Raw genomic sequence first — 24833 nt, 5'->3', positions numbered from 1 at the left:
CCTGCGAGAGAACGAACATGAAGAAATTCCCCCTCGTCACCGGTCTTGCCCTCAGCCTGCTGGCCTGCTCCAGCGTATTTGCCGCCGAGAAAACCCTGCGCATCGGCATCGAGGCGGCTTATCCACCGTTCGCGTCGAAAACCGACAAAGGTGAAATAGTCGGTTTTGACTACGACATCGGCAATGCCCTGTGCGCGCAGATGAAGGTCAAGTGCGTGTGGGTCGAAGGCGAGTTCGACGGGCTGATTCCTTCATTGAAAGTGAAGAAGATCGACATGGCGCTATCGTCGATGACCATCAACGAAGACCGCAAGAAGTCGGTGGACTTCAGCCACAAGTATTACTTCACCTCTTCACGCCTGGTGATGAAGGAAGGCGCCAGCGTCGACGATCAGTACGCCAGCCTCAAAGGCAAGAACGTCGGCGTGCAACGTGCGACCACCACCGACCGTTACGCCACTGAGGTGTTCGAGCCCAAGGGCATCAACGTCAAGCGCTACAGCAACAACGAAGAGATCTACATGGACCTGGCGGCAGGGCGGCTCGACGCGATTTTCGCCGACACCATTCCGCTCAATGACTTCCTGTCGATGCCGCGCGGCAAGGGCTACGCGTTCGTCGGGCCGGAGTTGAAGGATCCGAAGTATGTCGGCGAGGGCGCCGGGATAGCGGTGCGCAAGGGCAATACCGAGCTGGTCAACCAACTGAACAGCGCCATCGACGGGATTCGCGCGAGTGGGGAATATCAGAAGATTTCCCAGAAGTATTTCAAGACCGATATTTACGGCGACTGATAAAAAGATCGCAGCCTTCGGCAGCTCCTACATGGGAATGCGTTCTCCTGTAGGAGCTGCCGAAGGCTGCGATCTTTTGATTTTCAGCCCTTCAATTCCTTCAAGTGCTTGTACACCGTCGCGCGCCCCATGTTCAGCACATTGGCCACGTAGTTCGACGCGCTCTTGCCCTTGAACGCGCCCTCGGCGTGCAGCGCCAGCACCAGTTCGCGTTTGTGATCGCGGGTCAGCAGGTTCAGGCTCAGTTGCCGCTCACGCAGCCAGGCGTGGAGGAAAGTATTGATGCGTTCCTGCCAGTCATCGCGAAACAGCGAGTCCGGCTGCGGGATCAGTTTGCTCGGTGACAGAAACAGATCCAGCGCCGCTTTGGCGTTCTCGAACAGCGAAATGTTCAGGTTGATGCACAGCACGGCCAGCGGCCGACCTTCGCTGTCGCGCAGCACGCTGCTTAGGCTGCGAATCTTCTGGCCGTCCCAGTTGAGCTTTTCATACGGGCCGATATTCCTGTCGCTGAGATCCTCGCTGAGCATGTCTTCGAGCGACGAGTCGTCGCCGATCTCGCGCTTGGACAGATTGTTGGCGATATAGTCGACCTTCTGTGTGCGCAGGTCGTGCAGCACCACCTCGGCATGGGGAAAGAACAGCGTGGCGATGGCGTCGGCGATGGCGCGGAAGTTATCCAGCGCCGGGTCGAATTCAGGGGCAGTCATGACAGTGGAGCTCCAGGCAGCGTCAGCGCCCCTTGTGCCGGGGCGCTGCGAGTTTGCCGCAATCTTTTCGGCGAGTCATCCGCCGGTACGCTCAGGCGAGTCGGGCAGGGGAGAGCATGGCGCTGTCGAGGCCGAACTTCTGCAAGTGCTCGGGTAGCGGCTCGCCGCGCACCAGCGCAGCACTGGCCTGGCCCATCGCCGGCGAGGTCTGAATACCGTAGCCCCCTTGCGCGGCGACCCAGAACAGCCCCGGCACCTGCGGATCGAAACCGCTGAGCAGATCGCCGTCGGCGACGAAACTGCGCAGCCCGGCCCAGGTGCGGGTCGGCCGGCGGATGGTCAGCGTGGTGGCTTCTTCGATCTGGTAGATGCCCATGGCGATGTCGAGCTCTTCCGGCTGCACATCGTGAGGTTCGACCGGATCGGCGTTCGCCGGCGAGCCGAGGAACATGCCGGCGTCGGGCTTCATGTAGAACGATTCGTCGAGACTGACCAGCATCGGCCAGTGGTGGATATCCACGCCTTCGGGGCCGGCGAAGATGAACGCGGCGCGGCGTTTCGGTTGCACGCCCAGCGGTTGCGCGCCGGCCAGTGCGGCGATCCTGTCGGCCCAGGCGCCGGCGGCGTTGATGATCACCGGCGCGCTGAACGTTTCACCAGTGGTCTGCACCTGCCAGAGGCCATCGGCGTCGCGGCTCAGGCCGAGCACTTCGCAATCGGTGTGCACTTGGCCGTGATTGCGCCGGATGCCACGCAGGTAACCCTGATGCAGCGCGTCGGTGTCGATGTCAGAGGCTGACGGATCATAGATCGCGCCGTGGACTTTTTCCCGGCGCAGGACAGGCAACCGCGCACAGGCTTCTTCGGCGCTGAGCAGTTGCATCTCGGGCACCGTGGCTTTGGCGCTGAGGTATTGGTTGTTCAGTTCGGCCGGGTCACCGACGAAGTCCACGGTCATTTCGCCGCGCGGGGTCAGCAGCGGGTGCTCGCAGAAACCTGCCGGTGGGTGATCGAAGAAGGCGCGGCTGGCCTGGGTGAGCGCGCGTACCTGTGCGGTGCCGTAGGCGGCAGTGAACAGTGCGGCAGAGCGGCCGGTGGAGTGATAGGCCGGGTGCGATTCACGCTCGAGCACGATCACTTTGCCGTGGGGTGCCAGCCAGAATCCGGTGGACGCGCCGGCAATCCCGCCGCCGATGATGATGAAATCTGCGTGGTTCATGAAACTCTCCCAAGTGATCGAGGACTCTGTAGGAGCTGTCGAGTGAAACGAGGCTGCGATCTTTTGATCTTGACCTTGAAAAAACAGGATCAAAAGATCGCAGCCTTCGGCAGCTCCTACAGGGGATGTGTGGCGTCAGTGGTGCAGGTGATAAACCGCATTGGCCAAAGCAATGTCTTCCAGCCCCAGACCAATCGAGCGGAAGAACACGTGCCGCTGGTAATCCGGGCGCGGGACTTTCGCGCTGAGCAAGTCGGCGAGGTCACCGGCGATCGAGTCCTTGTCCCAGCCATGCTGCTCGGCCGCAATCAACATCTCGCCCGCCGACCCCGGCGTAGTCAGACGGTAGTCGCAGAACACCTGCATTTCGTTGAGGCTGCCCGGCGGCACTTCGTGGGCGCGTGGGGCGTTGGTACTGATCGAGGTGATCAGCGCCGGTTTGTGCAACTGCGCCGGATCGATCACCGGCCCGGCAGACGACGTGCAGAGCATGATCACGTCGGCATCGGCGATGGCGGCCTCACGGCTGTCGGCAATCTTCAGTGCCGGCGCGATGGCTTTCAACACCGCTTGTGTTTCAGCATCTTCGCGCAGGGACGGCGAGTACAGGCTGACGCTCTGCCAGTCACGCAACGACTTCACGTAGTGCAGATGCGCCTGGGCGATCTTGCCGCTGCCTATGATCGCCAGTCGTCGGGCATTCAACGGGGCGAGGGCGTCGACTGCGACAGCCGTGGTCGCGGCGGTGCGGGCGGTGGTCAATTCACCGGCATCACAAAGCAACAGCGGCTGACCGGTTTTCATCGACATCAACAATGTCCACGCCGTCACCAGAGCACCCTGCTCGCGCACGATATACGGCGAGGTCTTCACACCGTAGACGCCGTCTGCGGCCAGCACCCCGAGATAATTGATGAAGTCGCCGGCACCTTGCGGGAATTCCACCAGTTGCTGCGCCGGTTGCACGGCGGTGCCTGCCGCGAGATCGCGAAACAGCTTGCGCAGGATTTGCGGCACGTCGATGCGGGATAGCAGTTCACGGGCCTGCGCTGAGTTGATCACATAGGGCGTAGTGGACATTTCGCGCTCCAAAACTAAACTTATTTTTCCATTATGGACTTTTAGTTCTGGCTGGCAACCGCCGGGCAAAAAAAAAGCGCAGTCCGTGTCCGGCTGCGCTTTTCTGTGTCGCGGTACTTACTGCGGGCGCTTGCGCTCTACCGCCCGCAGCAGATGCGTTGGTGGCGTTTCGCAGCTGATCTTGCGACCGAGCTTTTCTTCGATGGACGGCAACTGGTAGGAGTCGTCCTCGCCGGCGAAGCTGATCGATACACCGTCGGCGCCCGCGCGACCGGTGCGGCCAATGCGGTGCACGTAGTCGTCCGGGACTTCCGGCAGGGTAAAGTTGATCACGTGGCTGATGCCGTCGATGTGGATGCCGCGACCGGCAACATCGGTGGCCACCAGCACGCGAATCTTGCCTTCGCGGAAACCTTCCAGAGTCTTGATGCGCTTGTGCTGCGGCACGTCGCCGGACAGCTGCGCAGCGTTGATGCCGTCACGCACCAGGCGCTCTTCGATGCGGCGCACTTCGTCCTTGCGGTTGGCAAACACGATGACCCGCTCCCAACCGTTATCGTTGACCAGGTTGTAGAGCAACTTGTACTTGTCGGCAGCGGCCACCGCATAGATGTGCTGCTCGACGTTTTCGTTGGCGACGTTGGTGATTTCGATTTCGACGATGGCCGGGTCGGTGGTCCACTGCTTGGCGAGGTTCATCACGTCTTCGGTGAAGGTCGCGGAGAACAGCAGGGTCTGGCGCTCGGACTTCGGCGGTGTCTGGCGAATGATCTGCCGCACCTGCGGGATGAAACCCATGTCGAGCATGCGGTCGGCTTCGTCCAGCACCATCACTTCGACCATGTCCAGGTGCACGTCGCCGCGCTGGTTGAAGTCGAGCAAGCGCCCCGGTGTAGCGACGAGAATGTCGCAGTGGCGTGCTTCGAGGTGCTTGAGCTGTTTATCGAAGTCCATGCCACCAACGAACGTCATCACGTTGAGGCCGGTGTACTTGGTCAGGTCGGCCGCGTCCTTGGCGATCTGCACCACCAGCTCACGGGTCGGCGCGATGATCAGCGCGCGCGGTTCGCCCATGTAGCGCTCTTTCGGCGGCGGCGTCTGCAGCAGCTGCGTGATGATCGAGATCAGGAACGCGGCGGTCTTGCCGGTGCCGGTCTGCGCGCGGCCGATGGCGTCTTTGCCGGCGAGGGTGAAACCCAGCACCTGCGCCTGGATCGGCGTGCAATACGGAAAGCCCAGGTCCTGAATGGCGTGCATCAGTTCCGGGGCGAGCTTGAAATCGTGAAAACGGGTTTTGCCTTCCTGGGGTTCGACGACGAAGTCTTCGAGTTTCCACGGAATAACGGCAGCCTTGGGCTTCGGTTCGCGACGTGGGCGGGCCGGTTTCGGTGCTTCGCCGCGCGCCGATTCGGCGGCAATTGGCGCGGCAGGAGCCGGTTTCGGCGGTTGTTCTGGTGCTGGCTTGGGGGCCGCTACACGAGCGGGGCGGTCGGCCTGCGGGGCATCGGTGCGATGACCGGGGGCGTGCGACGGCGCGCTGGAAACTGGCGCGAGCTGCTCAGCCTCGCTTTTACCGAACATTTTCTTGAGTGCTTTGAGCACGGTCATCTCATCAATTGGTTAAGGAATGTACGCCGGCCAGTGTAATGCAAGAAACGGGCGCGGCGTAGTGGGAGGGATCAATGGGCAGACGTCGGCCGACAATCAGCGCAGGCGTTCGCTCAGCCAGACGCCGATGTCGCGAATCTCTTCAGGTAACACTTCGTGCTCCATTGGGTATTCCTGCCATGTCACGGTGACACCATGCTGCTTCAAATGCTCGTAAGCGCTGCGGCCCATCGAGTTCTGCACCACGTTATCGAACTGACCATGCAGAGAGAGCACCGGAATGCGCTGCTGGCTGGCGGATAATTGCAGTTCGTCGCTGAAAGTCGGTGCGTAAGTCGACAACGCCAGAACGCCACCCAATGCTCCCTGCCATTTCAGAAATGCGGTGTGCAAAACCACCGCGCCGCCCTGGGAAAACCCGGCGAGAAAAATCCGTGAGGCGTCTATTCCGCTGGCGCGCTCGCTATCGATCAGTTCGATGATGCGATCAGCGGAGGCTTCCAGCTCGTCGCGGTCGATCGCCCGGGCCGGGCTCATGGCCTTGATGTCGTACCAGCTGGGCATGGCATATCCGCCATTTATCGTCACCGGACGAGTCGGCGCCTGTGGGAGTACGAAACGTGTGCTCAGCAGGCTTTCCTGCAACGCCTCGGCCACCGGCAGGAAGTCGTAACGGTCGGCGCCGAGGCCGTGCAGCCAGATCACGCAGGCGTCCGCGGGCTTAACAGGCTGAAGAATCAAGGGCTCGGTCATGTCTGCTCCAAAAAAGTGCGGGCGCTCTCATTGAGTGCGTGATTGAAGTGCGCGCCCGGTTGATCCGTTAAGAAGATGTCGCAAGGTTACAAGTTTTGCTATTGACGTGTCGCGCAATCGCTTTCGCAAGCGGTGTGGTACGGGCTTTGCTATGCAGGTCTGCGTACGAAGCATCCGTTGCGTGGCGGTAACACTATCAGTGTAAGCCGCGCGGCGGGATTGCAACGAATCCGGTGATGGATGTTCGCCAATGGCCGCTACGGGCTTAGCGAACGTGAAAGGGCTACAGCCCGTTCGGCCGATTGGTGAGAAGTGAGTGATCCATGCTGTGGATTTTCTCCCAATAGACTCATAGCGAAGGTCTTGCGTCGGTTGACCCCAAAAAAAGCCAACACGGGTCAACAACGCCTCAAAAGGGTGCGACTGGACTCAAGCTCCGACACAACAAGAGCAAAACTGGAGGTTTGAATGAAGATGTTGAAATCCACTCTGGCGGTCGTGACTGCTGCCGCGGTACTCGGTGTCAGCGGGTTCGCTCAGGCGGGTGCAACCCTGGATGCGGTACAGAAAAAAGGTTTCGTGCAGTGTGGCGTGAGCGACGGTCTGCCGGGCTTCTCGGTACCGGATGCAACCGGCAAGATTCTCGGCATCGACGCCGACGTTTGCCGCGCTGTGGCAGCAGCCGTTTTCGGCGACGCCAGCAAGGTCAAGTTCAGCCAGTTGAACGCCAAGGAGCGCTTCACCGCGCTGCAGTCCGGCGAGATCGACATCCTGTCGCGCAACACCACCATGACCAGCTCCCGTGACGCGGGCATGGGCCTGAAATTCCCGGGCTTCATCACCTACTACGACGGCATCGGCTTTTTGGTGAACAACAAGCTGGGCGTGAAGAGTGCCAAGGAACTCGACGGCGCAACCATCTGCATCCAGGCCGGTACCACCACCGAGCTGAACGTGTCCGACTACTTCCGTGGCAACGGTCTGAAATACACCCCGATCACGTTCGACACCTCCGATGAAAGCGCCAAGTCGCTGGAATCCGGTCGTTGCGACGTGCTGACCTCCGACAAGTCCCAGCTGTTCGCCCAGCGCAGCAAGCTGGCCTCGCCGAAGGACTACGTGGTTCTGCCGGAAACCATTTCCAAAGAACCACTGGGTCCGGTCGTGCGTAATGGCGACGACGAGTGGCTGGCCATCGTGCGTTGGACTGGTTACGCGCTGCTCAATGCCGAAGAAGCCGGCATCACTTCGAAGAACGTCGAAGCTGAAGCCAAGTCGACCAAAAACCCGGACGTGGCCCGTATGCTCGGGGCTGACGGCGAGTACGGCAAAGACCTGAAACTGCCGAAGGACTGGGTTGTGCAGATCGTCAAGCAAGTCGGCAACTACGGTGAAATCTTCGAGAAAAACCTCGGCAAGAGCACTCCGCTGGAAATCGACCGTGGCCTGAACGCCCTGTGGAACAACGGCGGCATTCAGTACGCACCACCAGTGCGCTAATGGTTCTATCGCCCGGCGGGCCAACCGCCGGGTGATGTTCTTGTTCCATTTCTTGCGGGGCACTTCATGCAAAATTCTATCGGCGCACCAAAGCAGAGGCTCAGCCTCAGCGATCCACGAGTGCGTGCGTGGCTATTCCAGATCATCACCGTTGTGGCGGTGGTCTCGCTTGGCTGGTACCTGTTCGACAATACGCAAACCAACCTTGAACACCGCGGCATCACGTCCGGTTTCAGCTTTCTGGAGCGCAGTGCCGGGTTCGGCATCGCTCAACACCTGATCGACTACACCGAAGCGGACAGCTATGCCCGAGTGTTTGTCATCGGCCTGCTCAACACCCTGTTGGTGACCTTTATCGGCGTGATCCTGGCGACGATCCTCGGGTTCATCATCGGCGTGGCACGGCTGTCGCAGAACTGGATCATTGCCAGACTGGCGACAGTGTATGTGGAAGTGTTCCGCAATATTCCGCCGCTGCTGCAGATCCTGTTCTGGTACTTCGCGGTGTTCCTGACCATGCCGGGGCCGCGCAACAGCCACAACTTCGGCGACACGTTCTTCGTCAGCAGTCGTGGCCTGAATATGCCGGCCGCTCTTGCCGCCGACGGCTTCTGGGCGTTCGTGATCAGCGTCGTCTTGGCCATCGTCGGTATCGTGCTGATGTGCCGCTGGGCCAACAAGCGCTTCGAAGAAACCGGCGTACCGTTTCACAAGTTCTGGGCCGGCCTGGCGATTCTGCTGGTGATCCCGACTTTGTGCGCGCTGATCTTCGGTGCTCCGCTGCACTGGGAAATGCCTGAGCTCAAGGGTTTCAACTTCGTCGGCGGCTGGGTGCTGATCCCGGAACTGCTGGCATTGACCCTGGCCCTCACCGTGTACACCGCAGCGTTCATTGCCGAGATCGTGCGTTCCGGGATCAAGTCGGTCAGCCACGGCCAGACCGAGGCGGCGCGTTCGCTCGGCCTGCGCAACGGCCCGACCCTGCGCAAGGTGATCATTCCGCAAGCCCTGCGCGTGATCATTCCGCCGCTGACCAGCCAGTACCTCAACCTGGCGAAAAACTCCTCGCTGGCGGCCGGTATCGGTTACCCGGAAATGGTTTCGCTGTTCGCCGGCACCGTGCTCAACCAGACCGGTCAGGCCATCGAAGTGATTGCCATCACGATGAGTGTGTACCTGGCGATCAGTATCAGCATTTCCCTGCTGATGAACTGGTACAACAAGCGCATTGCGCTGATCGAGCGGTAAGGAAAAGCGCATGAGTACTCATACTTTCAAACCCGACATGCCCCCACCCAACAGCAGCATCGGCGTGGTGGCGTGGATGCGCGCGAACATGTTTTCCAGCTGGCTCAACACCCTGCTGACGCTGTTTGCGTTCTACCTGATTTACCTGGTCGTGCCGCCGATCCTCAGTTGGGCCATCGTCGATGCCAACTGGGTAGGCACCACCCGCGCCGACTGCACCAAGGAAGGCGCCTGCTGGGTGTTCATTCAGCAGCGTTTCGGCCAGTTCATGTATGGCTATTACCCGACCGAACTGCGCTGGCGCGTCGACCTGACCGTGTGGCTGGCGGTCATCGGCGCGGCGCCACTGTTCATCTCGCGCATGCCGCGTAAAGCGGTCTATGGCCTGAGCTTCCTGGTGCTGTACCCGATCATCGCTTTCACCTTGCTGCACGGCGGTTTCGGTCTGAGCACCGTGCCGACCAGCCAGTGGGGCGGCCTGATGCTGACGCTGGTGATCGCCACCGTCGGCATCGCCGGAGCGTTGCCGCTGGGTATCGTGCTGGCGCTGGGGCGGCGGTCGAACATGCCGGCGATTCGCGTGGTCTGCGTGACCTTCATCGAGTTCTGGCGCGGCGTACCGTTGATCACGGTGTTGTTCATGTCCTCGGTGATGCTGCCGTTGTTTCTGCCCGAAGGCATGAACTTCGACAAACTGCTGCGGGCGCTGATCGGCGTGATTCTGTTCCAGTCGGCCTACGTCGCCGAAGTGGTGCGTGGCGGTCTGCAAGCGATCCCCAAGGGTCAGTATGAAGCGGCTGCGGCGATGGGCCTCGGCTACTGGCGCTCGATGGGCCTGGTGATTCTGCCGCAAGCCCTGAAGCTGGTGATCCCCGGCATCGTCAACACCTTTATCGCGCTGTTCAAGGACACCAGTCTGGTGATCATCATCGGCCTGTTCGACCTGCTCAACAGCGTCAAGCAAGCTGCTGCCGACCCGAAATGGCTGGGCATGGCCACCGAAGGCTACGTGTTCGCCGCCCTGGTGTTCTGGATTTTCTGTTTTGGTATGTCGCGCTATTCCATGCATCTGGAACGCAAGCTCGACACTGGCCACAAGCGTTAGGAGTTCTCTGTAAATGAGCGAAGCAATCAAAAAGCCTGTGGGTCCGGAAGGCATCATCCAGATGCAAGGCGTGAACAAGTGGTACGGCCAGTTTCACGTGCTCAAAGACATCAACCTCAACGTCAGACAGGGCGAGCGTATCGTCCTGTGCGGCCCCTCGGGCTCCGGCAAATCGACCACGATTCGCTGCCTCAATCGTCTGGAAGAACACCAGCAGGGCCGCATCGTCGTCGATGGCGTGGAACTGACCAACGACCTCAAGCAGATCGAAGCGATCCGCCGTGAAGTCGGCATGGTCTTCCAGCACTTCAACCTGTTCCCGCACCTGACGATTCTGCAGAACTGCACCCTGGCGCCGATGTGGGTGCGCAAGATGCCCAAGCGCAAGGCCGAAGAAATTGCCATGCACTATCTGGAGCGCGTACGCATTCCGGAGCAGGCGCATAAATATCCGGGACAACTGTCCGGCGGTCAGCAGCAGCGCGTGGCGATCGCCCGCGCCCTGTGCATGAAGCCGAAAATCATGTTGTTCGACGAACCGACATCAGCGCTCGATCCGGAGATGGTGAAAGAGGTGCTGGACACCATGATCGGTCTGGCCGAAGACGGCATGACCATGCTCTGCGTAACCCACGAAATGGGCTTTGCGCGCACCGTGGCCAATCGCGTGATCTTCATGGACAAGGGCGAGATCGTGGAACAGGCGGCGCCGAACGACTTCTTCGACAATCCGCAGAATGATCGGACCAAGTTGTTCTTGAGTCAGATTTTGCATTGATGGTGGTTGCGTAAAACCAACCCGGCGATGTGCCGGGTTGGTTTTTTTTGGGGGGTCAGGAGACGGAGAGGAATTCGTGTTCTTTATGGACGATGTGCTCGAAACCTCTCAAATCTGCACCTTCGCCGAGAGTCTTCACATCGGTTAGCAAGTACGGGTAACGATCCAATAAACGCATCAACAAAATGAGCGCCTTGGGCGGCAATACATCGCCGCGTTCATAGCGAGAGAATGCGTTATGCCCACCCCCAGACAGCAGTTGCACCGTCTCTTTTTGCGTCAGGTGCAATTTGCGACGGATACGCTTCATCTCGTCACCCATCATTTGCCTCGCAGCGATAACCAACTCATCACCTGCGTTGCAATACCGCTGCGCACTATCGGTGTCGGGGTCCCATTCGATCTCGCCGCACTTCTGGCATTCCCAGCCAGAAAGATTATCGACACGACGCTCCATGCCTTTGACTCTCAGGGTTTCGCCGCGCCCCTGAAAATGCCTCATTTCCTCACGCGCACCGCAGCTGACACATTGCTGGGTTTTCATGGGTTTTTCTCCTTAAAGGAGATCACCGGTGGGCTGCCGCCGGGGCGGTATGTCACCTTGATGTAAATCTCCTGATCTCGTGAATTGATGTGATACACGTCTTGCCAGATTCGATGATCGTCATAAGTAGTCATCGATTTGTACAACATCCTGGTTTGTAGCTCGAAAACAATCTCCTGCATTTCGCTGGTGGTGAAGCCGAGCTTCTCAGCTGACCTTACTGAAGTTTTGGTGAAAGCATTTGGACCCAGTCGCCTCACTTCAGACTTGATCACCGCCAAGTCGTAATGGGGTGTGTTCTTTTCCATAAGAAGCCAAAACCCTGTCCCTGAAATTACCCTTAAAGGGTAATTTTGACCAATCGAAAATGCCGCTCCATGTGTCTCCGATTGACCCTAGGTGGTTGCCGTCCTACATGGGTCTGACTAACATGTCGGAAAATTCATCCTATGATTGGATGAAAAGGTGAGGCTCATGTCCGAAATTTCCCCTTTGATCAAGCGATCCCTGGTCGATCAGGCTTTGGACCAACTGCGTCAGCGCATCAACAACGGTGCGTGGCAGGTAGGTGAACGTCTGCCGACCGAGCCCGAGCTGTGCGCCGAGCTGGGCATCAGCCGCAACACCGTGCGCGAAGCCATGCGCGTGCTGGCATTTTCGGGACTGATTGAAATTCGTCAGGGGGACGGCAGCTATCTGCGCGCGGTGGTCGATCCGCTGGATACGCTGAAGGCGTTGTCTCGTTGTTCTCTCGATCAGGCCCGGGAAACCCGGCACATCCTCGAAGTCGAGGCCATCGGCCTGGCGGCGTTGCGCCGTACCGATGAGGATCTGGCGGCATTGCGTGAAGCGCTCGGCACCAGCGGCAGCCACTACCACGGTGATCTCGACACCTACATTGCCTGCGATCTGGTGTTTCACCGGCGTTTGGTCGACGCCGCGCACAACCCGACCCTCAGCGAGCTGTATCGCTACTTCTCCAGCATCGTCGGCGCGCAATTGCGCCAGACCCTGAATATTTCCCCGCGCCGTCAGGAAGTGTTCGACCTGCACATCGACTTGCTCGATGCGGTCGAGCAACGCGACCCGGAACGGGCCAAAGCCTTGTCGAGGCAGTTGATCAATGAACCTTGAAACCGAGAAAACCATGTCCTGCAGTGAATTACCCACAGCGCCGAAACCTACGGCAGAGCTTGACCAATTGCTGATCGATGCCGAGGCGGATGACGAGCAAGTGCAGCACAGCCAACCACTGGTGAAACGTCCGTGGCTGTTGCTGCTCGGGCTGATCCTGGTGGCGCTGAACCTGCGCCCGGCGCTGTCGAGCATGGCGCCGCTGCTCAGCGAGGTCTCCAAAAGCCTTGGTCTGTCCGCAGCGCAGGCAGGATTGCTGACCACGTTGCCGGTGCTGTGCCTGGGCTTGTTTGCGCCATTGGCGCCAATTCTGGCGCGGCGTTTCGGCGCTGAGCGGGTGGTGCTGGGGATTGTGCTGACGCTGGCCGCTGGCATCATCCTGCGCAGCAACTTCGGCGAGATCGGCCTGTTCGCCGGCAGCGTGCTCGGTGGCGCCAGCATCGGTATCGTCGGCGTTCTGCTGCCGGGTATCGTCAAACGCGATTTTGCCAAACAGGCCGGCACCATGACCGGCGTCTATACCATGGCCCTGTGCCTGGGCGCGGCGATGGCTGCGGGCTCGACAGTGCCGTTGAGTGAACACTTCGATAACAGTTGGGCGATGGGCCTGGGTTTCTGGGTAATTCCGGCGTTGGTGGCCGCGGTGTTCTGGCTGCCGCAAGTCGGCTCGAAGCACGGCGCGCACAACGTCGCTAATCGCGTACGCGGATTGCTGCGTGACCCGCTGGCCTGGCAAGTGACCTTGTACATGGGCCTGCAATCGTCGCTGGCCTACATCGTGTTTGGCTGGTTGCCGTCGATCCTCATCGGGCGCGGGCTGACGCCGACCCAGGCGGGGCTGGTGCTGTCCGGTTCAGTGATCATTCAACTGGCCAGTTCGCTGGCCGCGCCGTGGCTGGCGACGCGTGGCAAGGATCAGCGTCCGGCAATCGTTGTGGTGATGGCGCTGACCCTGGCCGGTCTGTTCGGTTGTCTGTACGCGCCGATCGAAGGCCTGTGGGGCTGGGCGATTCTGCTCGGGCTGGGGCAGGGCGGTACGTTCAGTCTGGCGTTGACCCTGATTGTGCTGCGCTCGCGCGATTCCCATGTCGCGGCGAACCTGTCGAGCATGTCCCAGGGCTTTGGCTATACGCTGGCGTCGATGGGACCGTTCGCCGTGGGCGTGGTGCATGACTGGACCGGCGGCTGGAATGCACTGGGCTGGATTTTCGGCATTATCGGGGCCGGTGCAATCCTTGCCGGGCTGGGGGCGGGACGGGCGTTGTACGTGCAGGTGCAAAGCGAAAAGATCTGAATGCGTTGATGGCAATTGTGGGAGCGAGCCTGCTCGCGAAAGCGGTATTTCAGTCAATACAGATGTTGAATGTTAAATGGCCTTTGCGAGCAGGCTCGCTCCCACCAGGGTTTTGCGTATTGCCGATAGTGTTTCTGCACGCGGCGGATTATGGTGCTGGCAATCTGTACCTATTTCTTTGGAGATTGCCTTGAGTGAAGCCCATAGCGCCCTGATCATCCGCTTCTACCAGGCCTTTCAGCGCCTCGATGCCGAAGCCATGGCCGCCTGCTACACCGACGACGTGGTCTTCAGCGATCCAGCCTTTGGCGAGTTACGCGGTCGCGATGCCGGCGACATGTGGCGCATGCTCACCACCCGGGCCAAGGATTTCTCCCTGACCTTCGACAACGTCCGCGCCGACGAGCGCACCGGTGGCGCGCATTGGCTGGCGACTTATCTGTTCAGTCAGACCGGCAATGTCGTGGTCAACGATATCCAGGCCCGTTTTGTCTTCCGTGACGGGAAGATCTGCGAGCACCACGACCACTTCGATCTGTGGCGCTGGTCGCGTCAGGCACTGGGCTTGAAGGGGCTATTGCTGGGCTGGACGCCGCTGGTGCGCAACGCCGTACGTGCTCAGGCGCGCAAGGGACTGAAGGCATTTCAGGCCGGTCGCTGATAAGATCAGCGGCCTGTTTCCAACGCCTCCAGATCCCGAAGTGACCAGCCTTAGCGAAAAAACTGTCGATGTTGTCGAACCGGTGAGCAAGTCCTGGTTCGTCTATCTCGTGCGTGCAGCCAATGGCTCGCTGTACTGCGGGATCAGTGACGACCCGGTGCGTCGTTTCGCCAAGCACCAGAGCGGCAAAGGCGCGCGATTCTTTCTTTCCAGTCCGGCCATGGCACTGGTCTACACCGAGCGCTGCCTGGACAAGAGCGACGCGCTACGCCAGGAACGGCTGATCAAAAGGCTCAGAAAAAGCGCCAAGGAATGCCTGGTCGCGTCTTATCAATCTGACTGATTGGTTCCCATCAGGCAGATCTGTAGGCCTGTCAGGCAATGCACGCTAAGCTGCGGATTCACTTTTCCAGCGGCGGAGCCGAGCATGTCCGAGTTGATTCTGCACCATTACCCGACCTCTCCGTTTGCCGAGAAGGCCCGCCTGCTGCTGGGCTTCAAAGGCCTGTCCTGGCGTTCGGTGCATATTTCTCCGGTAATGCCCAAGCCTGATCTGACGGCCTTGACCGGCGGCTATCGCAAGACGCCGGTGCTGCAGATCGGTGCGGACATTTATTGCGACACAGCGTTGATCGCTCGACGCCTTGAGCAGGAAAAAGCCCTGCCGGCGTTCTTCCCCGAAGGCCAGGAAATGACCAGCGCCAGTTTTGCCGCGTGGGCCGATTCGGTGGTGTTCCAGCACGCGGTGAGTCTGGTGTTCCAGCCAGAATCGGTGGCGGTGCGTTTCGGCAAGTTGCCGCCGGAAGCGATCAAGGCGTTTCTGGCTGACCGTGCCGGGTTGTTCAGCGGCGGCAGCGCCACGCGTCTGTCTGCCGAGCAGGCCAGGCATCAATGGCCGACGATCATGGTGCGGCTGGAGCAACAGCTGCAGCGCGAACAGGGCGATTTCCTGTTTGGCGAACCATCGATTGCCGACTTCGCCCTGGCGCATCCGCTGTGGTTTCTCAAGGCTACTCACGTGACGGCACCGCTGGTGGATGAGTATCCCGCGGTGACGGCGTGGCTGGGGCGGGTGCTGGGTTTCGGCCACGGCGCGGCGAGCGAAATGTCTTCCACCGAGGCACTGGAGGTAGCGCGCAACGCGACCCCGGCAGCATTGCCGGATGAGCAGTTCGTTGATCCGAACGGGTTCAAGGCGGGTCAGCAAGTGGCGATTGCCGCGACGGATTACGGGGTTGATCCGGTCGTAGGTGAGTTGCTGTTTGCTGGCAGTGAAGAGTTGATCATTCGTCGTGAAGACGAACGTAGCGGTGTGGTGCATGTGCACTTCCCGCGTTTTGGTTTCCGGATCGAAGCCAGATAAAAGCAAAAGATCGCAGCCTTCGGCAGCTCCTGCATGAGACTTGTGTAGGAGCTGCCGAAGGCTGCGATCTTTTGATCTTGATGTTATTTCAAGGCGGCGAGGATTTCTTCGAGGTCGAATCCGATCACCAACAGCACCAAGGCAACCTTCTTCAGCGCATTGCCGTGCATCAGTTACGCCGCTTCAACTGATCAGTCAGCGAAGTCGGCAGACCCTTGATGATCAGGGTACCGTTCTCTTCGTCGTACTCGATTTTCGAACCCAGCAGGTGCGCTTCGAAGCTGATCGACAAGCCTTCGGCGCGGCCGGTGAAACGGCGGAATTGATTGAGAGTGCGTTTATCCGCCGGAATCTCTGGCGACAGGCCGTAGTCCTTGTTGCGGATGTGATCGTAGAAGGCTTTCGGGCGTTCTTCGTCGATCAGCTCCGACAGCTCTTCAAGGCCCATCGGTTCGCCGAGCTTGGCCTGGCTGCTGGCGTAGTCGACCAGGGTCTTGGTTTTCTCCCGTGCGGAGTCCTCCGGCAGGTCCTCACTCTCGACGAAATCGCTGAAGGCTTTGAGCAGGGTGCGGGTTTCGCCGGGGCCGTCGACGCCTTCCTGGCAGCCGATGAAGTCGCGGAAGTATTCCGAGACCTTCTTGCCATTCTTGCCCTTGATGAACGAGATGTACTGCTTGGATTGTTTGTTGTTCTGCCACTCGGACACATTGATCCGCGCCGCCAGGTGCAATTGACCGAGGTCGAGGTGGCGCGACGGAGTCACGTCCAGCTCGTCGGTCACCGCCACGCCTTCGCTGTGGTGCAGCAGGGCGATCGCCAGGTAATCGGTCATGCCCTGCTGATAGTGGGCGAACAGCACATGGCCACCCACTGACAGATTGGATTCTTCCATGAGCTTTTGCAGATGCTCGACCGCGACTTTGCTGAATGCGGTGAAGTCGCGGCCGCCGTCCATGTATTCCTTCAGCCAGCCGCTGAACGGGAACGCGCCGGATTCCGGATGGAACAGGCCCCAGGCTTTGCCCTGTTTGGCGTTATAGCTTTCATTGAGGTCGGCGAGCATGTTTTCGATGGCTGCGGACTCGGCCAGTTCGGAGTCGCGTGCGTGCAGAACTGCGGGCGTGCCGTCGGGTTTTTTGTCGATCAGGTGGACGATGCAATGACGGATCGGCATGGGCTTCTCGGCTGTTGGAAGGGAGGAGGGCAGGCTCCCCCGAAAAAGCGCCCAGTGTACCGCAACCACTGGTTTTGGCGCGGGTTGTAGGGCAAAACCGGGGCACGCGCCCGTCCTTATGCAGTTTTTTACCGATTTAGAGCAATAAAGCTGACCAAATGGGTAGCTAGAGGCGGATATTTCCTTGGCGCTGTGCTAGTTTTGCCCGGTCTTGCGCGAAGTCACTGCGTTAAGCGTGCATTCAGCATTTGTCAGGTCGAACCAAACCCTGATTTCGGCATCTATAACCCGACTCGTCGTGGTTATCGCCGAGGGTGCCAGATCCAGAAGATCGGGCTCGATGGCTGACACTGCACTCTGCAATCCATATGAATTTGATAGGGAAGGAACACTACATGGCTCTTACTAAAGACCAACTGATCGCCGACATCGCTGAAGCTATCGACGCGCCGAAAACTACCGCGCGTAACGCTCTGGACCAACTGGGCCAAATCGTTGCCGATCAGCTGGAAAACGGCGGCGAAATCACCTTGCCAGGTATCGGCAAGCTGAAAGTGACCGAGCGTCCTGCCCGCACCGGCCGTAACCCTTCGACTGGCGCTGCCATCGAAATCCCTGCCAAGAAAGTGATCAAGCTGGTTGTGGCCAAAGGCCTGACCGACGCTGTGAACAAGTAAGACGCGGCGATAAAAAGCCGTGCTTCGGAGTGATCCGGGGCACGGTTTTTTTGTGTCTGCAATTTGATGGTCAAGTTGCGGGTCAATGTGGGAGCGAGCCTGCTCGCGAAAGCGGTGGGTCAGTCACCTTCAATTGCGACTGACATATCGCTTCGCGAGCAGGCTCGCTCCCACAGGGGATCTGCTGACGCTTAGCGCACCCAACGCTCACGCCGCCAGATCTGCTGCTCGGACTTGGTCTGGAAGGTCCACGCGACAAAGCGGCTCTGCTTCTGGCCCTGCGACATCTCCACGACCTGGCTCTCCAGCACGCCAGCCTTCTTCAGTGCCGTCTCGATGGCCGGCAGATTCGAAGCTTTCGATACCAGCGTGCTGAACCACAACACCTTGTGCTGGAAGTTCGCGCTCTCGGCAATCAACTGCGTCACAAAGCGCGCTTCACCGCCTTCACACCACAGCTCCGCCGATTGCCCGCCAAAGTTCAGCACCGGCAGTTTGCGTTTGGGGTCTGCCTTGCCCAGGGCGCGCCATTTACGCTCGCTGCCTTTGGTCGCTTCCTCCATCGACGCGTGGAACGGCGGGTTGCACATGGTCAGGTCGAAACGCTCGCCCGGCTCCAGCAAGCCAATGAGGATGTGCTTGCGGTTCTCCTGCTGGCGCAGCTGGATGACCTTGCTCAGATCGTTGGACTGCACGATGGCTCGGGCCGCCGCCACGGCTGTCGGATCGATCTCCGAACCGAGGAAGTGCCAGCGGTATTCGCTGTTGCCGATCAGCGGATAAACGCAGTTGGCGCCCATGCCGATGTCCAGCACATTGACGATCGCGCCGCGCGGGACCTTGCCGTCGTTCATGCTCGCCAGCAGATCCGCGAGAAAGTGCACGTAATCGGCGCGGCCCGGAACCGGTGGGCAGAGGTAGTCCGCCGGGATGTCCCAATGCTGGATGCCATAAAACGCCTTGAGCAGCGCCCGGTTGAACACCCGCACCGCATCGGGGCTGGCGAAGTCGATGCTTTCCTTGCCGTACGGGTTGGTGATCACGTACTGCGCCAGTTCCGGCGTGGTCTTGATCAGCGCCGGGAAGTCGTAACGACCCTGATGGCGATTGCGCGGGTGCAGGCTGGCCTTCGCGCGCGGCTCGACGGCTTTGCTCGGGGAGGCGGCGTCAGGCTTCTTGCGCGCAGGTTTGGGTGTGCGGGGGGCGGTCATGGGCGTGGTCGATTCGGGTATGGCTGAAAGTGGCGGGTATTGTCCCACATTGACGTCGAATACGCCGAACCCATGTAGGAGCTGCCGAAGGCTGCGATCTTTTGATCTTGATCCTGAAAAACAAGATCAAAAGATCGCAGCCTTCGGCAGCTCCTACAGGGGAAATGTGGTGGGCATAAAAAAGGGAGGCCACATGGGCCTCCCTTTTTCAGTGCGATCTGCCGTTACAGACTGGCAATCCGCGCATGCTGCTCGGCCAATTTGCCCAGAGCCTGTTCGGCCTCGGCCAGTTTGGCGCGTTCCTTCTCGATGACTTCGGCCGGGGCCTTGTCGACGAAACCGGCGTTCGACAGCTTGCCGCCAACCCGCTGGACTTCGCCCTGCAAGCGCAGGATTTCCTTGTCCAGACGCGCCAGTTCGGCGCCCTTGTCGATCAGGCCGGCCATCGGCACCAGCACTTCCATCTCGCCGACCAGTGCGGTGGCGGACAGCGGTGCTTCTTCGCCAGCGGCCAGGACGGTGATCGATTCCAGACGCGCCAGCTTCTTCAGCAGCGCTTCGTTCTCGCTCAGACGACGCTGGTCTTCAGCGCTGACGTTCTTCAGGAAGATCGGCAGTGGCTTGCCCGGGCCGATGTTCATCTCGCCACGAATGTTACGCGTGCCGAGCATCAGTTCCTTGAGCCATTCGATGTCGTTTTCTGCCGCCGGATCGATGCGCTCTTCATTGGCCACCGGCCAAGGCTGCAGCATGATCGTCTTGCCCTGAACGCCGGCCAGCGGCGCGATGCGCTGCCAGATTTCTTCAGTGATGAACGGCATGAACGGATGCGCCAGACGCAACGCCACTTCCAGCACCCGCACCAGCGTACGGCGGGTACCGCGCTGACGTTCGACCGGCGCGTTCTCGTCCCACAGCACAGGCTTGGACAGTTCCAGATACCAGTCGCAGTACTGGTTCCAGATGAACTCGTACAGCGCTTGCGCGGCGAGGTCGAAACGGAACTGATCCAGTTGCCGGGTCACTTCGGCTTCGGTGCGTTGCAGTTGAGAGATGATCCAGCGATCAGCCAGCGACAGCTCGTAGGCTTCGCCGTTCTGGCCGCAGTCTTCGCCCTTGTCCAGAACGTAGCGCGCGGCGTTCCAGATCTTGTTGCAGAAGTTGCGATAGCCTTCGACACGGCCCATGTCGAACTTGATGTCGCGACCGGTCGAGGCCAGCGAGCAGAAAGTGAAGCGCAGGGCGTCGGTGCCGTAGCTTTCGATACCGTTGGCGAACTCTTCGCGGGTCTGCTTCTCGATCTTCTTCGCCAGTTTCGGCTGCATCAGACCGGAGGTACGTTTCTGCACCAGCGACTCGAGGTCGATGCCGTCGATGATGTCCAGCGGGTCAAGGACGTTGCCCTTGGACTTGGACATCTTCTGGCCTTGGCCGTCGCGTACCAGACCGTGCACGTATACGGTCTTGAACGGAACCTGCGGCGTGCCGTCCTCGTTCTTCATCAGGTGCATGGTCATCATGATCATCCGGGCAACCCAGAAGAAAATGATGTCGAAACCGGTGACCAGCACGTCGGTGGAATGGAATTTCTTCAGGAACTCGGTCTGCTCAGGCCAGCCCAGGGTCGAGAAAGTCCACAGGCCGGAACTGAACCAGGTGTCGAGTACGTCGTTGTCCTGTTGCAGCGCTACGTCCGGGCCAAGGTTGTGCTTGGCGCGCACTTCGGCTTCGTCGCGGCCGACGTAGACTTTTCCCGACTCGTCGTACCAGGCCGGAATGCGGTGGCCCCACCACAGCTGACGGCTGATGCACCAGTCCTGGATGTCGCGCATCCACGAGAAGTACATGTTTTCGTACTGCTTGGGCACGAACTGGATACGGCCGTCTTCAACGGCGGCAATTGCAGGTTCGGCCAGCGGTTTGGTCGATACGTACCACTGGTCGGTCAGCCACGGCTCGATGACTGTGCCGGAGCGATCACCCTTCGGCACCTTCAGGTTGTGATCGTTGATGCTCACCAACAGGCCAGCGGCGTCGAATGCGGCGACGATCTGCTTGCGTGCTTCGAAGCGCTCCAGGCCAGCGAACTCCGCCGGAATCTTGCCGTCGATGCTGTCGTTGAGCGTGCCGTCGAGGTTGAACACCTGAGCGGCAGGCAAGACGTTGGCGTTCTTGTCGAAGATATTCAGCAGCGGCAAATTGTGACGCTTGCCGACTTCGTAGTCGTTGAAATCGTGAGCCGGGGTGATTTTCACGCAGCCGGTGCCGAATTCAGGGTCGCAGTAATCGTCGGCGATGATCGGGATGCGGCGACCTACCAGCGGCAGCTCGACGAATTTGCCGATCAGCGCTTTGTAGCGTTCGTCGTTCGGGTTAACCGCGACAGCGGAGTCGCCGAGCATGGTTTCCGGACGGGTGGTCGCGACGATCAGGAAGTCATGGCCCTCGGCGGTTTTCACGCCGTCGGCCAATGGGTACTTGAGGTTCCACAGGAAACCTTTCTCGTCGTGGTTTTCCACTTCGAGGTCGGAAATCGCCGTGTGCAGTTTGGTGTCCCAGTTGACCAGACGCTTGCCGCGGTAGATCAGGCCGTCTTCATGCAGACGCACGAACGCTTCTTTCACCGCTTCCGACAGACCGTCGTCCATGGTGAAGCGCTCGCGGCTCCAGTCGACGGACGAGCCGAGGCGACGGATCTGCCGGCTGATGTTGCCGCCGGACTGATCTTTCCACTCCCAGACTTTCTCGAGGAATTTTTCCCGGCCCAGATCATGACGATTCTGGCCTTGGGCTTCGAGTTGACGCTCCACCAGCATCTGCGTGGCGATACCGGCGTGGTCGGTGCCCGGCTGCCACAGGGTGTCGCGACCCTGCATGCGACGGAAACGGATCAACGCGTCCATGATCGCGTTATTGAAGCCGTGACCCATGTGCAGGCTGCCGGTGACGTTCGGCGGCGGAATCATGATGGTGTAGGACTCGCCCGCGCCTTGCGGGGCGAAGTAGTTCTCGGACTCCCAGGTCTTGTACCAGGAAGTTTCAATGGCGTGCGGCTGGTAGGTCTTATCCATGCGCGGCGGGACCCTATTGGCATTTATTCAGGAAAAGCCGGGAAGTATAGCGGGGCATGGTGCCGAGGGCGAGCGGGGGAGGTCCGGAGGAGATCTGAATGTAGGAGTGAGCCTGCTCGCGATGCAGGCACTGCGGTTTTCAGGAAAACCGTGGTGATGCTATCGCCAGCAGGCTGGCTCCCACAGGGGATTGGGTTTATTCGTACTGGCCGAGCAGCCGCTCCATTCGCGCATCGAGGCGCCGTTTGATTTCGGTTTCGATGTGCGGGGCGAAGTCGTCGATCACGTCCTGCATGATCAATTGCGCGGCGGCGCGCAGTTCACTGTCCAGATGGAGAAGGGCGTCCGGGCCTTTGTCGACCGGTGCGGTAGCCTGGGCAGCCGGGGTCGGCGCGGGTGGTGGCTCGACGGCCGCCGGCTGGTTGCCGACGGAATCGAACAGCATCGGAATCTGTTCCTGTTCGCTGTCATCGACCGTATCGGTCAACAGCGGCGGTTGCAGGTTGTCATCGCCGAGCAACTGCCGGATCGATTCAAGATCGTCCAACAGGTGTGCGGACTTCTGTTGCGGTTTCGGAGTGTCCATTGGAGTGCTCAGAGTCGCTGTAAACGGTGGTCTTGCAGAGAATAGCCCTGTTCGCGGTAGAAACGGAAACTCTCCCGCGCCGCTGCTCGGATGGTCGGATCTTCCACCACCACTTCCGCCACACGGGCGAACTGGCTGGCGAAGGTCGGGACTTTCAGATCGAGATTGACCAGCAGATCCTGATGCTCGCCGCAGTCGTCCCCGAGTCCCAGTACGATCAAGCCGTCCGGTTCACTGTCGGCAGGGCCGTGGGGCACGAAGCTTTCGCCCTTGAATGCCCACAGACGTGCGTCGAGATCGTCACGCTGCGCTGAATCGCTGCAGTGCAGGTAGATGCGGTGGCCCATGCGCCAGGCTTTTTCGGTGAGCTTGCAGGCAAAATCCAGACGAGCCGAAGGATCGGCGCTGGGCAGGATATAGAAGTCGACTTGGGTCATTGCGGTTCCAGAGCGGCAGGCGGCGTCACCGAAAAAGTGACGCCGCCCATCAGCAGGTTCAGGCCTTGGCGCGATCCAGCAGGTACTGGGTCAGCAACGGCACCGGACGGCCAGTGGCGCCCTTGTCCTTGCCGCCGCTGGTCCACGCGGTGCCGGCGATGTCCAGGTGCGCCCAGTTGAGGTTCTTGGTGAAGCGCGACAGGAAGCACGCAGCGGTGATGGTGCCGGCTTTCGGCCCGCCAATGTTGGCGATGTCGGCGAACGGGCTGTCCAGTTGCTCTTGATACTCGTCGAACAGCGGCAGTTGCCAGGCGCGGTCGTCGGCAGCCTTGCCGGCGCTGAGCAACTGGTCGATCAGTTCGTCGTTGTTGCCCAACAGGCCAGAGGTGTGGGCGCCCAGGGCCACCACGCAGGCACCGGTGAGGGTAGCGATGTCGATCACCGCTTGTGGCTTGAAGCGCTCGGCGTAGGTCAGTGCATCGCACAGCACCAGACGGCCTTCGGCGTCGGTGTTGAGGATTTCCACGGTCTGGCCGCTCATGGTGGTGACGATGTCGCCCGGACGCGAAGCGTTGCCGCTTGGCATGTTTTCGGCGCAGGCGAGGATGCACACCAGATTGATCGGCAGTTTCAGCTCAAGCACTGCACGCAGCGTACCGAACACGCTGGCCGCGCCGCCCATGTCGTACTTCATCTCGTCCATGCCGGCGCCCGGCTTCAGGCTGATGCCGCCGGTGTCGAAAGTGATGCCCTTGCCGACCAGCGCGTACGGCTTCTCGGATTTCTTGCCACCGTTGTATTGCATGACGATCAGGCGCGGCGGCTGGGCGCTGCCCTGACCCACGGCGTAGAACGAGCCCATGCCCAGGGATTTGATCTTCTTTTCGTCGAGTACTTCGACTTTAAGATCCTTGAACTCTTTGCCGAGGTTCTTGGCCTGTTCGCCCATGAACGTCGGGTGGCAGATATTCGGCGGCAGATTGCCCAGATCACGGGTGAACGCCATGCCGTTGGCAATCGCTGTAGCGTGATTCACGGCGCGTTGCACTTCAGCCTGCGCAGCCTTGATGGTCAGCAGAGTGATTTTTTTCAGCGCGCGTGGTTCGGCTTTCTGGCTCTTGAACTGGTCGAAGGTGTAGCTGCCATCGATCAGGGTTTCTGCCAGCAGGCGAGTCTTGCCGTAGCTGTCACGGCCCTTGACGATGACTTCATCGAGCGCCAGCACGGCGTCGGCACCGCCCAGGCCTTTGAGGGTATTGAGGATCCCGGCAACGATTTTGCGCAACGGACGGTCGCCCAGTTCTTCGTCCTTGCCCACGCCGACCAGCAACACGCGCTCGGCTTTCAGATTGGCCGGGCTGTGTAGCAGCAGGCTCTGACCGACCTTGCCGGCCAGATCGCCACGCTTGAGTACGGCGCTGATCGCACCGCCGCTCAGCTCGTCGACCAGTTTGGCGGCGACACCGAGTTTGCGGCCTTCGCCGACGGCAACCACCAGGGTGGCGGTTTTCAACGTTTCTGGGCTAACGCTTTTTACAACCAGTTCCATGTCCGGATCCCTGAATGAATGGTCAACACGCAGGCGTTCGACGCTGTCCGCAGTCGCCTGCTTTTAAGTAGAAGAGGCGCAGGCCGAAGCCTGCGACAAGGGCCGCAGTTTGAACCTCGCTCCCCGCGCCTGACAACCCTAGGGGGCGTTCTCAATTAGTTTTCACACCGCGTTGTCGCCTTAAAGCCAGCCAGGCAAGGCGCAGGCCGCTGGGAATGGTTGTTCCCTTTCCAAGGCCTGCAACGCAGACTGGCCGGCTTTAAGGCACAACCCGAAGGGCCGGGCCTGCTGTTGTGCAGGGCTGCGTTGCTCGAAGCTTATTTGGAATGACCAAACC

24 protein-coding genes are annotated in these 24833 nt (G+C 60.1%); 11 read left to right on the top strand and 13 right to left on the bottom strand.

Translation table 11 applies throughout. The features are described from left to right. Positions 1 to 17 precede the first annotated feature (17 nt). The gene (gene aotJ / locus VNV36_RS23870) at positions 18 to 794 is read left to right on the top strand and encodes an L-arginine-binding protein AotJ (protein WP_325721211.1); all 777 of its coding nucleotides are present in this window, start codon (positions 18 to 20) and stop codon (positions 792 to 794) included. Between the two features lie 83 nt (positions 795 to 877). Here aotJ and VNV36_RS23865 read toward each other — a convergent pair whose 3' ends face one another. From VNV36_RS23865 to VNV36_RS23845, 5 genes are all read right to left on the bottom strand, one after another. Next, the gene (locus VNV36_RS23865) at positions 878 to 1504 is read right to left on the bottom strand and encodes a helix-turn-helix transcriptional regulator (RefSeq protein WP_325721209.1); all 627 of its coding nucleotides are present in this window, start codon (positions 1502 to 1504) and stop codon (positions 878 to 880) included. Between the two features lie 91 nt (positions 1505 to 1595). Beyond that, on the bottom strand, positions 1596 to 2723 hold the full coding sequence (locus tag VNV36_RS23860; RefSeq protein WP_325721207.1) for an NAD(P)/FAD-dependent oxidoreductase: 1128 nt from the start codon (positions 2721 to 2723) through the stop codon (positions 1596 to 1598). A gap of 135 nt (positions 2724 to 2858) precedes the next feature. Beyond that, the gene (locus VNV36_RS23855) at positions 2859 to 3803 is read right to left on the bottom strand and encodes an ornithine cyclodeaminase family protein (protein ID WP_325721205.1); all 945 of its coding nucleotides are present in this window, start codon (positions 3801 to 3803) and stop codon (positions 2859 to 2861) included. 117 nt (positions 3804 to 3920) lie between these two features. Continuing rightward, positions 3921 to 5411: an ATP-dependent RNA helicase RhlB gene (rhlB, locus tag VNV36_RS23850; protein WP_325721203.1), complete on the bottom strand. Its 1491-nt coding sequence runs from the start codon at positions 5409 to 5411 to the stop codon at positions 3921 to 3923. Between the two features lie 96 nt (positions 5412 to 5507). Beyond that, positions 5508 to 6164, bottom strand: coding sequence for an alpha/beta hydrolase (locus tag VNV36_RS23845; protein ID WP_325721201.1), 657 nt, complete (start codon positions 6162 to 6164; stop codon positions 5508 to 5510). Positions 6165 to 6632: 468 nt separating this feature from the next. Between VNV36_RS23845 and VNV36_RS23840 the strand changes: the two genes are divergently transcribed. The 4 genes from VNV36_RS23840 (at position 6633) to VNV36_RS23825 (ending at position 10795) form a co-directional block, all read left to right on the top strand. After that, on the top strand, positions 6633 to 7664 hold the full coding sequence (locus VNV36_RS23840) for an amino acid ABC transporter substrate-binding protein (protein ID WP_325721199.1): 1032 nt from the start codon (positions 6633 to 6635) through the stop codon (positions 7662 to 7664). Between the two features lie 66 nt (positions 7665 to 7730). Continuing rightward, positions 7731 to 8912, top strand: coding sequence for an amino acid ABC transporter permease (locus tag VNV36_RS23835; RefSeq protein WP_325721197.1), 1182 nt, complete (start codon positions 7731 to 7733; stop codon positions 8910 to 8912). Between the two features lie 10 nt (positions 8913 to 8922). After that, positions 8923 to 10017 (top strand): amino acid ABC transporter permease, encoded by a 1095-nt coding sequence (locus VNV36_RS23830; RefSeq protein WP_325721194.1) that lies wholly within the window; start codon positions 8923 to 8925, stop codon positions 10015 to 10017. Between the two features lie 13 nt (positions 10018 to 10030). Then, positions 10031 to 10795, top strand: coding sequence for an amino acid ABC transporter ATP-binding protein (locus VNV36_RS23825; protein ID WP_007957337.1), 765 nt, complete (start codon positions 10031 to 10033; stop codon positions 10793 to 10795). A 55-nt stretch (positions 10796 to 10850) separates the two neighbouring features. Here VNV36_RS23825 and VNV36_RS23820 read toward each other — a convergent pair whose 3' ends face one another. Next, positions 10851 to 11339 (bottom strand): type II toxin-antitoxin system MqsA family antitoxin, encoded by a 489-nt coding sequence (locus tag VNV36_RS23820; RefSeq protein WP_325721190.1) that lies wholly within the window; start codon positions 11337 to 11339, stop codon positions 10851 to 10853. Continuing rightward, positions 11336 to 11647, bottom strand: a complete 312-nt coding sequence (locus VNV36_RS23815; protein WP_325721188.1) for a type II toxin-antitoxin system MqsR family toxin — start codon at positions 11645 to 11647, stop codon at positions 11336 to 11338. The genes VNV36_RS23820 and VNV36_RS23815 overlap by 4 nt, the downstream gene beginning before the upstream one ends. Before the next feature lie 166 nt (positions 11648 to 11813). On the opposite strand from VNV36_RS23815, the gene VNV36_RS23810 reads away from it, so the two are divergent. The 5 genes from VNV36_RS23810 (at position 11814) to VNV36_RS23790 (ending at position 15791) form a co-directional block, all read left to right on the top strand. Further along, entirely contained in the window at positions 11814 to 12473 is a 660-nt protein-coding gene (locus VNV36_RS23810) for a FadR/GntR family transcriptional regulator (protein WP_325721185.1), read from the top strand. After that, positions 12463 to 13767, top strand: coding sequence for a CynX/NimT family MFS transporter (locus VNV36_RS23805; RefSeq protein WP_325721183.1), 1305 nt, complete (start codon positions 12463 to 12465; stop codon positions 13765 to 13767). The genes VNV36_RS23810 and VNV36_RS23805 overlap by 11 nt, the downstream gene beginning before the upstream one ends. Before the next feature lie 190 nt (positions 13768 to 13957). Further along, positions 13958 to 14428, top strand: coding sequence for a nuclear transport factor 2 family protein (locus VNV36_RS23800; RefSeq protein WP_325721181.1), 471 nt, complete (start codon positions 13958 to 13960; stop codon positions 14426 to 14428). Positions 14429 to 14468: 40 nt separating this feature from the next. Continuing rightward, positions 14469 to 14771, top strand: coding sequence for a GIY-YIG nuclease family protein (locus VNV36_RS23795; protein ID WP_325721179.1), 303 nt, complete (start codon positions 14469 to 14471; stop codon positions 14769 to 14771). A gap of 84 nt (positions 14772 to 14855) precedes the next feature. After that, a complete protein-coding gene (locus VNV36_RS23790) occupies positions 14856 to 15791 on the top strand; it encodes a glutathione S-transferase family protein (protein WP_325721178.1) in 936 nt (311 codons plus the stop codon). 169 nt (positions 15792 to 15960) lie between these two features. Here the strand turns inward: VNV36_RS23790 and yejK are convergent, their stop codons facing one another. Beyond that, positions 15961 to 16965: a nucleoid-associated protein YejK gene (gene yejK, locus VNV36_RS23785; protein ID WP_016771572.1), complete on the bottom strand. Its 1005-nt coding sequence runs from the start codon at positions 16963 to 16965 to the stop codon at positions 15961 to 15963. 395 nt (positions 16966 to 17360) lie between these two features. Here yejK and VNV36_RS23780 point away from each other — a divergent pair, with 395 nt between their 5' ends. Beyond that, positions 17361 to 17642, top strand: a complete 282-nt coding sequence (locus tag VNV36_RS23780; RefSeq protein WP_003221909.1) for an HU family DNA-binding protein — start codon at positions 17361 to 17363, stop codon at positions 17640 to 17642. A gap of 191 nt (positions 17643 to 17833) precedes the next feature. Here VNV36_RS23780 and rlmF read toward each other — a convergent pair whose 3' ends face one another. The 5 genes from rlmF to VNV36_RS23755 all read right to left on the bottom strand — a co-directional run bounded on the left by rlmF (position 17834) and on the right by VNV36_RS23755 (position 24496). Further along, on the bottom strand, positions 17834 to 18853 hold the full coding sequence (rlmF, locus tag VNV36_RS23775; protein WP_325721175.1) for a 23S rRNA (adenine(1618)-N(6))-methyltransferase RlmF: 1020 nt from the start codon (positions 18851 to 18853) through the stop codon (positions 17834 to 17836). Positions 18854 to 19077: 224 nt separating this feature from the next. Then, entirely contained in the window at positions 19078 to 21924 is a 2847-nt protein-coding gene (locus VNV36_RS23770; RefSeq protein ID WP_325721173.1) for a valine--tRNA ligase, read from the bottom strand. A gap of 196 nt (positions 21925 to 22120) precedes the next feature. Next, the gene (locus VNV36_RS23765; protein ID WP_325721171.1) at positions 22121 to 22510 is read right to left on the bottom strand and encodes a DNA polymerase III subunit chi; all 390 of its coding nucleotides are present in this window, start codon (positions 22508 to 22510) and stop codon (positions 22121 to 22123) included. Between the two features lie 8 nt (positions 22511 to 22518). Next, positions 22519 to 22947, bottom strand: a complete 429-nt coding sequence (locus tag VNV36_RS23760; protein WP_325721169.1) for a DNA polymerase III subunit chi — start codon at positions 22945 to 22947, stop codon at positions 22519 to 22521. A 58-nt stretch (positions 22948 to 23005) separates the two neighbouring features. Continuing rightward, positions 23006 to 24496: a leucyl aminopeptidase gene (locus VNV36_RS23755; RefSeq protein WP_325721167.1), complete on the bottom strand. Its 1491-nt coding sequence runs from the start codon at positions 24494 to 24496 to the stop codon at positions 23006 to 23008. Between the last annotated feature and the right edge of the window lie 337 nt (positions 24497 to 24833).

This window comes from Pseudomonas sp. (assembly GCF_035554175.1).
Classification (GTDB): domain Bacteria; phylum Pseudomonadota; class Gammaproteobacteria; order Pseudomonadales; family Pseudomonadaceae; genus Aquipseudomonas.
The sequence above is the reverse complement of the archived record's forward strand: the minus strand, read 5'-3'. Positions and strand labels throughout refer to the sequence as shown.

Excerpts from the sequence above, each read along its gene's own strand:
- VNV36_RS23860 (WP_325721207.1), bottom strand. The coding sequence starts at position 2,723 with ATGAACCACGCAGATTTCATCATCATCGGCGGCGGGATTGCCGGCGCG.
- rhlB (WP_325721203.1), bottom strand. The coding sequence starts at position 5,411 with ATGACCGTGCTCAAAGCACTCAAGAAAATGTTCGGTAAAAGCGAGGCT.
- VNV36_RS23820 (WP_325721190.1), bottom strand. The coding sequence starts at position 11,339 with ATGAAAACCCAGCAATGTGTCAGCTGCGGTGCGCGTGAGGAAATGAGG.
- VNV36_RS23780 (WP_003221909.1), top strand. The coding sequence starts at position 17,361 with ATGGCTCTTACTAAAGACCAACTGATCGCCGACATCGCTGAAGCTATC.
- VNV36_RS23830 (WP_325721194.1), top strand. The coding sequence starts at position 8,923 with ATGAGTACTCATACTTTCAAACCCGACATGCCCCCACCCAACAGCAGC.
- yejK (WP_016771572.1), bottom strand. The coding sequence starts at position 16,965 with ATGCCGATCCGTCATTGCATCGTCCACCTGATCGACAAAAAACCCGAC.
- VNV36_RS23765 (WP_325721171.1), bottom strand. The coding sequence starts at position 22,510 with ATGGACACTCCGAAACCGCAACAGAAGTCCGCACACCTGTTGGACGAT.
- VNV36_RS23755 (WP_325721167.1), bottom strand. The coding sequence starts at position 24,496 with ATGGAACTGGTTGTAAAAAGCGTTAGCCCAGAAACGTTGAAAACCGCC.
- aotJ (WP_325721211.1), top strand. The coding sequence starts at position 18 with ATGAAGAAATTCCCCCTCGTCACCGGTCTTGCCCTCAGCCTGCTGGCC.
- VNV36_RS23825 (WP_007957337.1), top strand. The coding sequence starts at position 10,031 with ATGAGCGAAGCAATCAAAAAGCCTGTGGGTCCGGAAGGCATCATCCAG.
- VNV36_RS23805 (WP_325721183.1), top strand. The coding sequence starts at position 12,463 with ATGAACCTTGAAACCGAGAAAACCATGTCCTGCAGTGAATTACCCACA.
- VNV36_RS23815 (WP_325721188.1), bottom strand. The coding sequence starts at position 11,647 with ATGGAAAAGAACACACCCCATTACGACTTGGCGGTGATCAAGTCTGAA.
- VNV36_RS23835 (WP_325721197.1), top strand. The coding sequence starts at position 7,731 with ATGCAAAATTCTATCGGCGCACCAAAGCAGAGGCTCAGCCTCAGCGAT.
- VNV36_RS23790 (WP_325721178.1), top strand. The coding sequence starts at position 14,856 with ATGTCCGAGTTGATTCTGCACCATTACCCGACCTCTCCGTTTGCCGAG.
- VNV36_RS23840 (WP_325721199.1), top strand. The coding sequence starts at position 6,633 with ATGAAGATGTTGAAATCCACTCTGGCGGTCGTGACTGCTGCCGCGGTA.
- VNV36_RS23845 (WP_325721201.1), bottom strand. The coding sequence starts at position 6,164 with ATGACCGAGCCCTTGATTCTTCAGCCTGTTAAGCCCGCGGACGCCTGC.
- VNV36_RS23770 (WP_325721173.1), bottom strand. The coding sequence starts at position 21,924 with ATGGATAAGACCTACCAGCCGCACGCCATTGAAACTTCCTGGTACAAG.
- rlmF (WP_325721175.1), bottom strand. The coding sequence starts at position 18,853 with ATGACCGCCCCCCGCACACCCAAACCTGCGCGCAAGAAGCCTGACGCC.
- VNV36_RS23865 (WP_325721209.1), bottom strand. The coding sequence starts at position 1,504 with ATGACTGCCCCTGAATTCGACCCGGCGCTGGATAACTTCCGCGCCATC.
- VNV36_RS23760 (WP_325721169.1), bottom strand. The coding sequence starts at position 22,947 with ATGACCCAAGTCGACTTCTATATCCTGCCCAGCGCCGATCCTTCGGCT.
- VNV36_RS23810 (WP_325721185.1), top strand. The coding sequence starts at position 11,814 with ATGTCCGAAATTTCCCCTTTGATCAAGCGATCCCTGGTCGATCAGGCT.
- VNV36_RS23855 (WP_325721205.1), bottom strand. The coding sequence starts at position 3,803 with ATGTCCACTACGCCCTATGTGATCAACTCAGCGCAGGCCCGTGAACTG.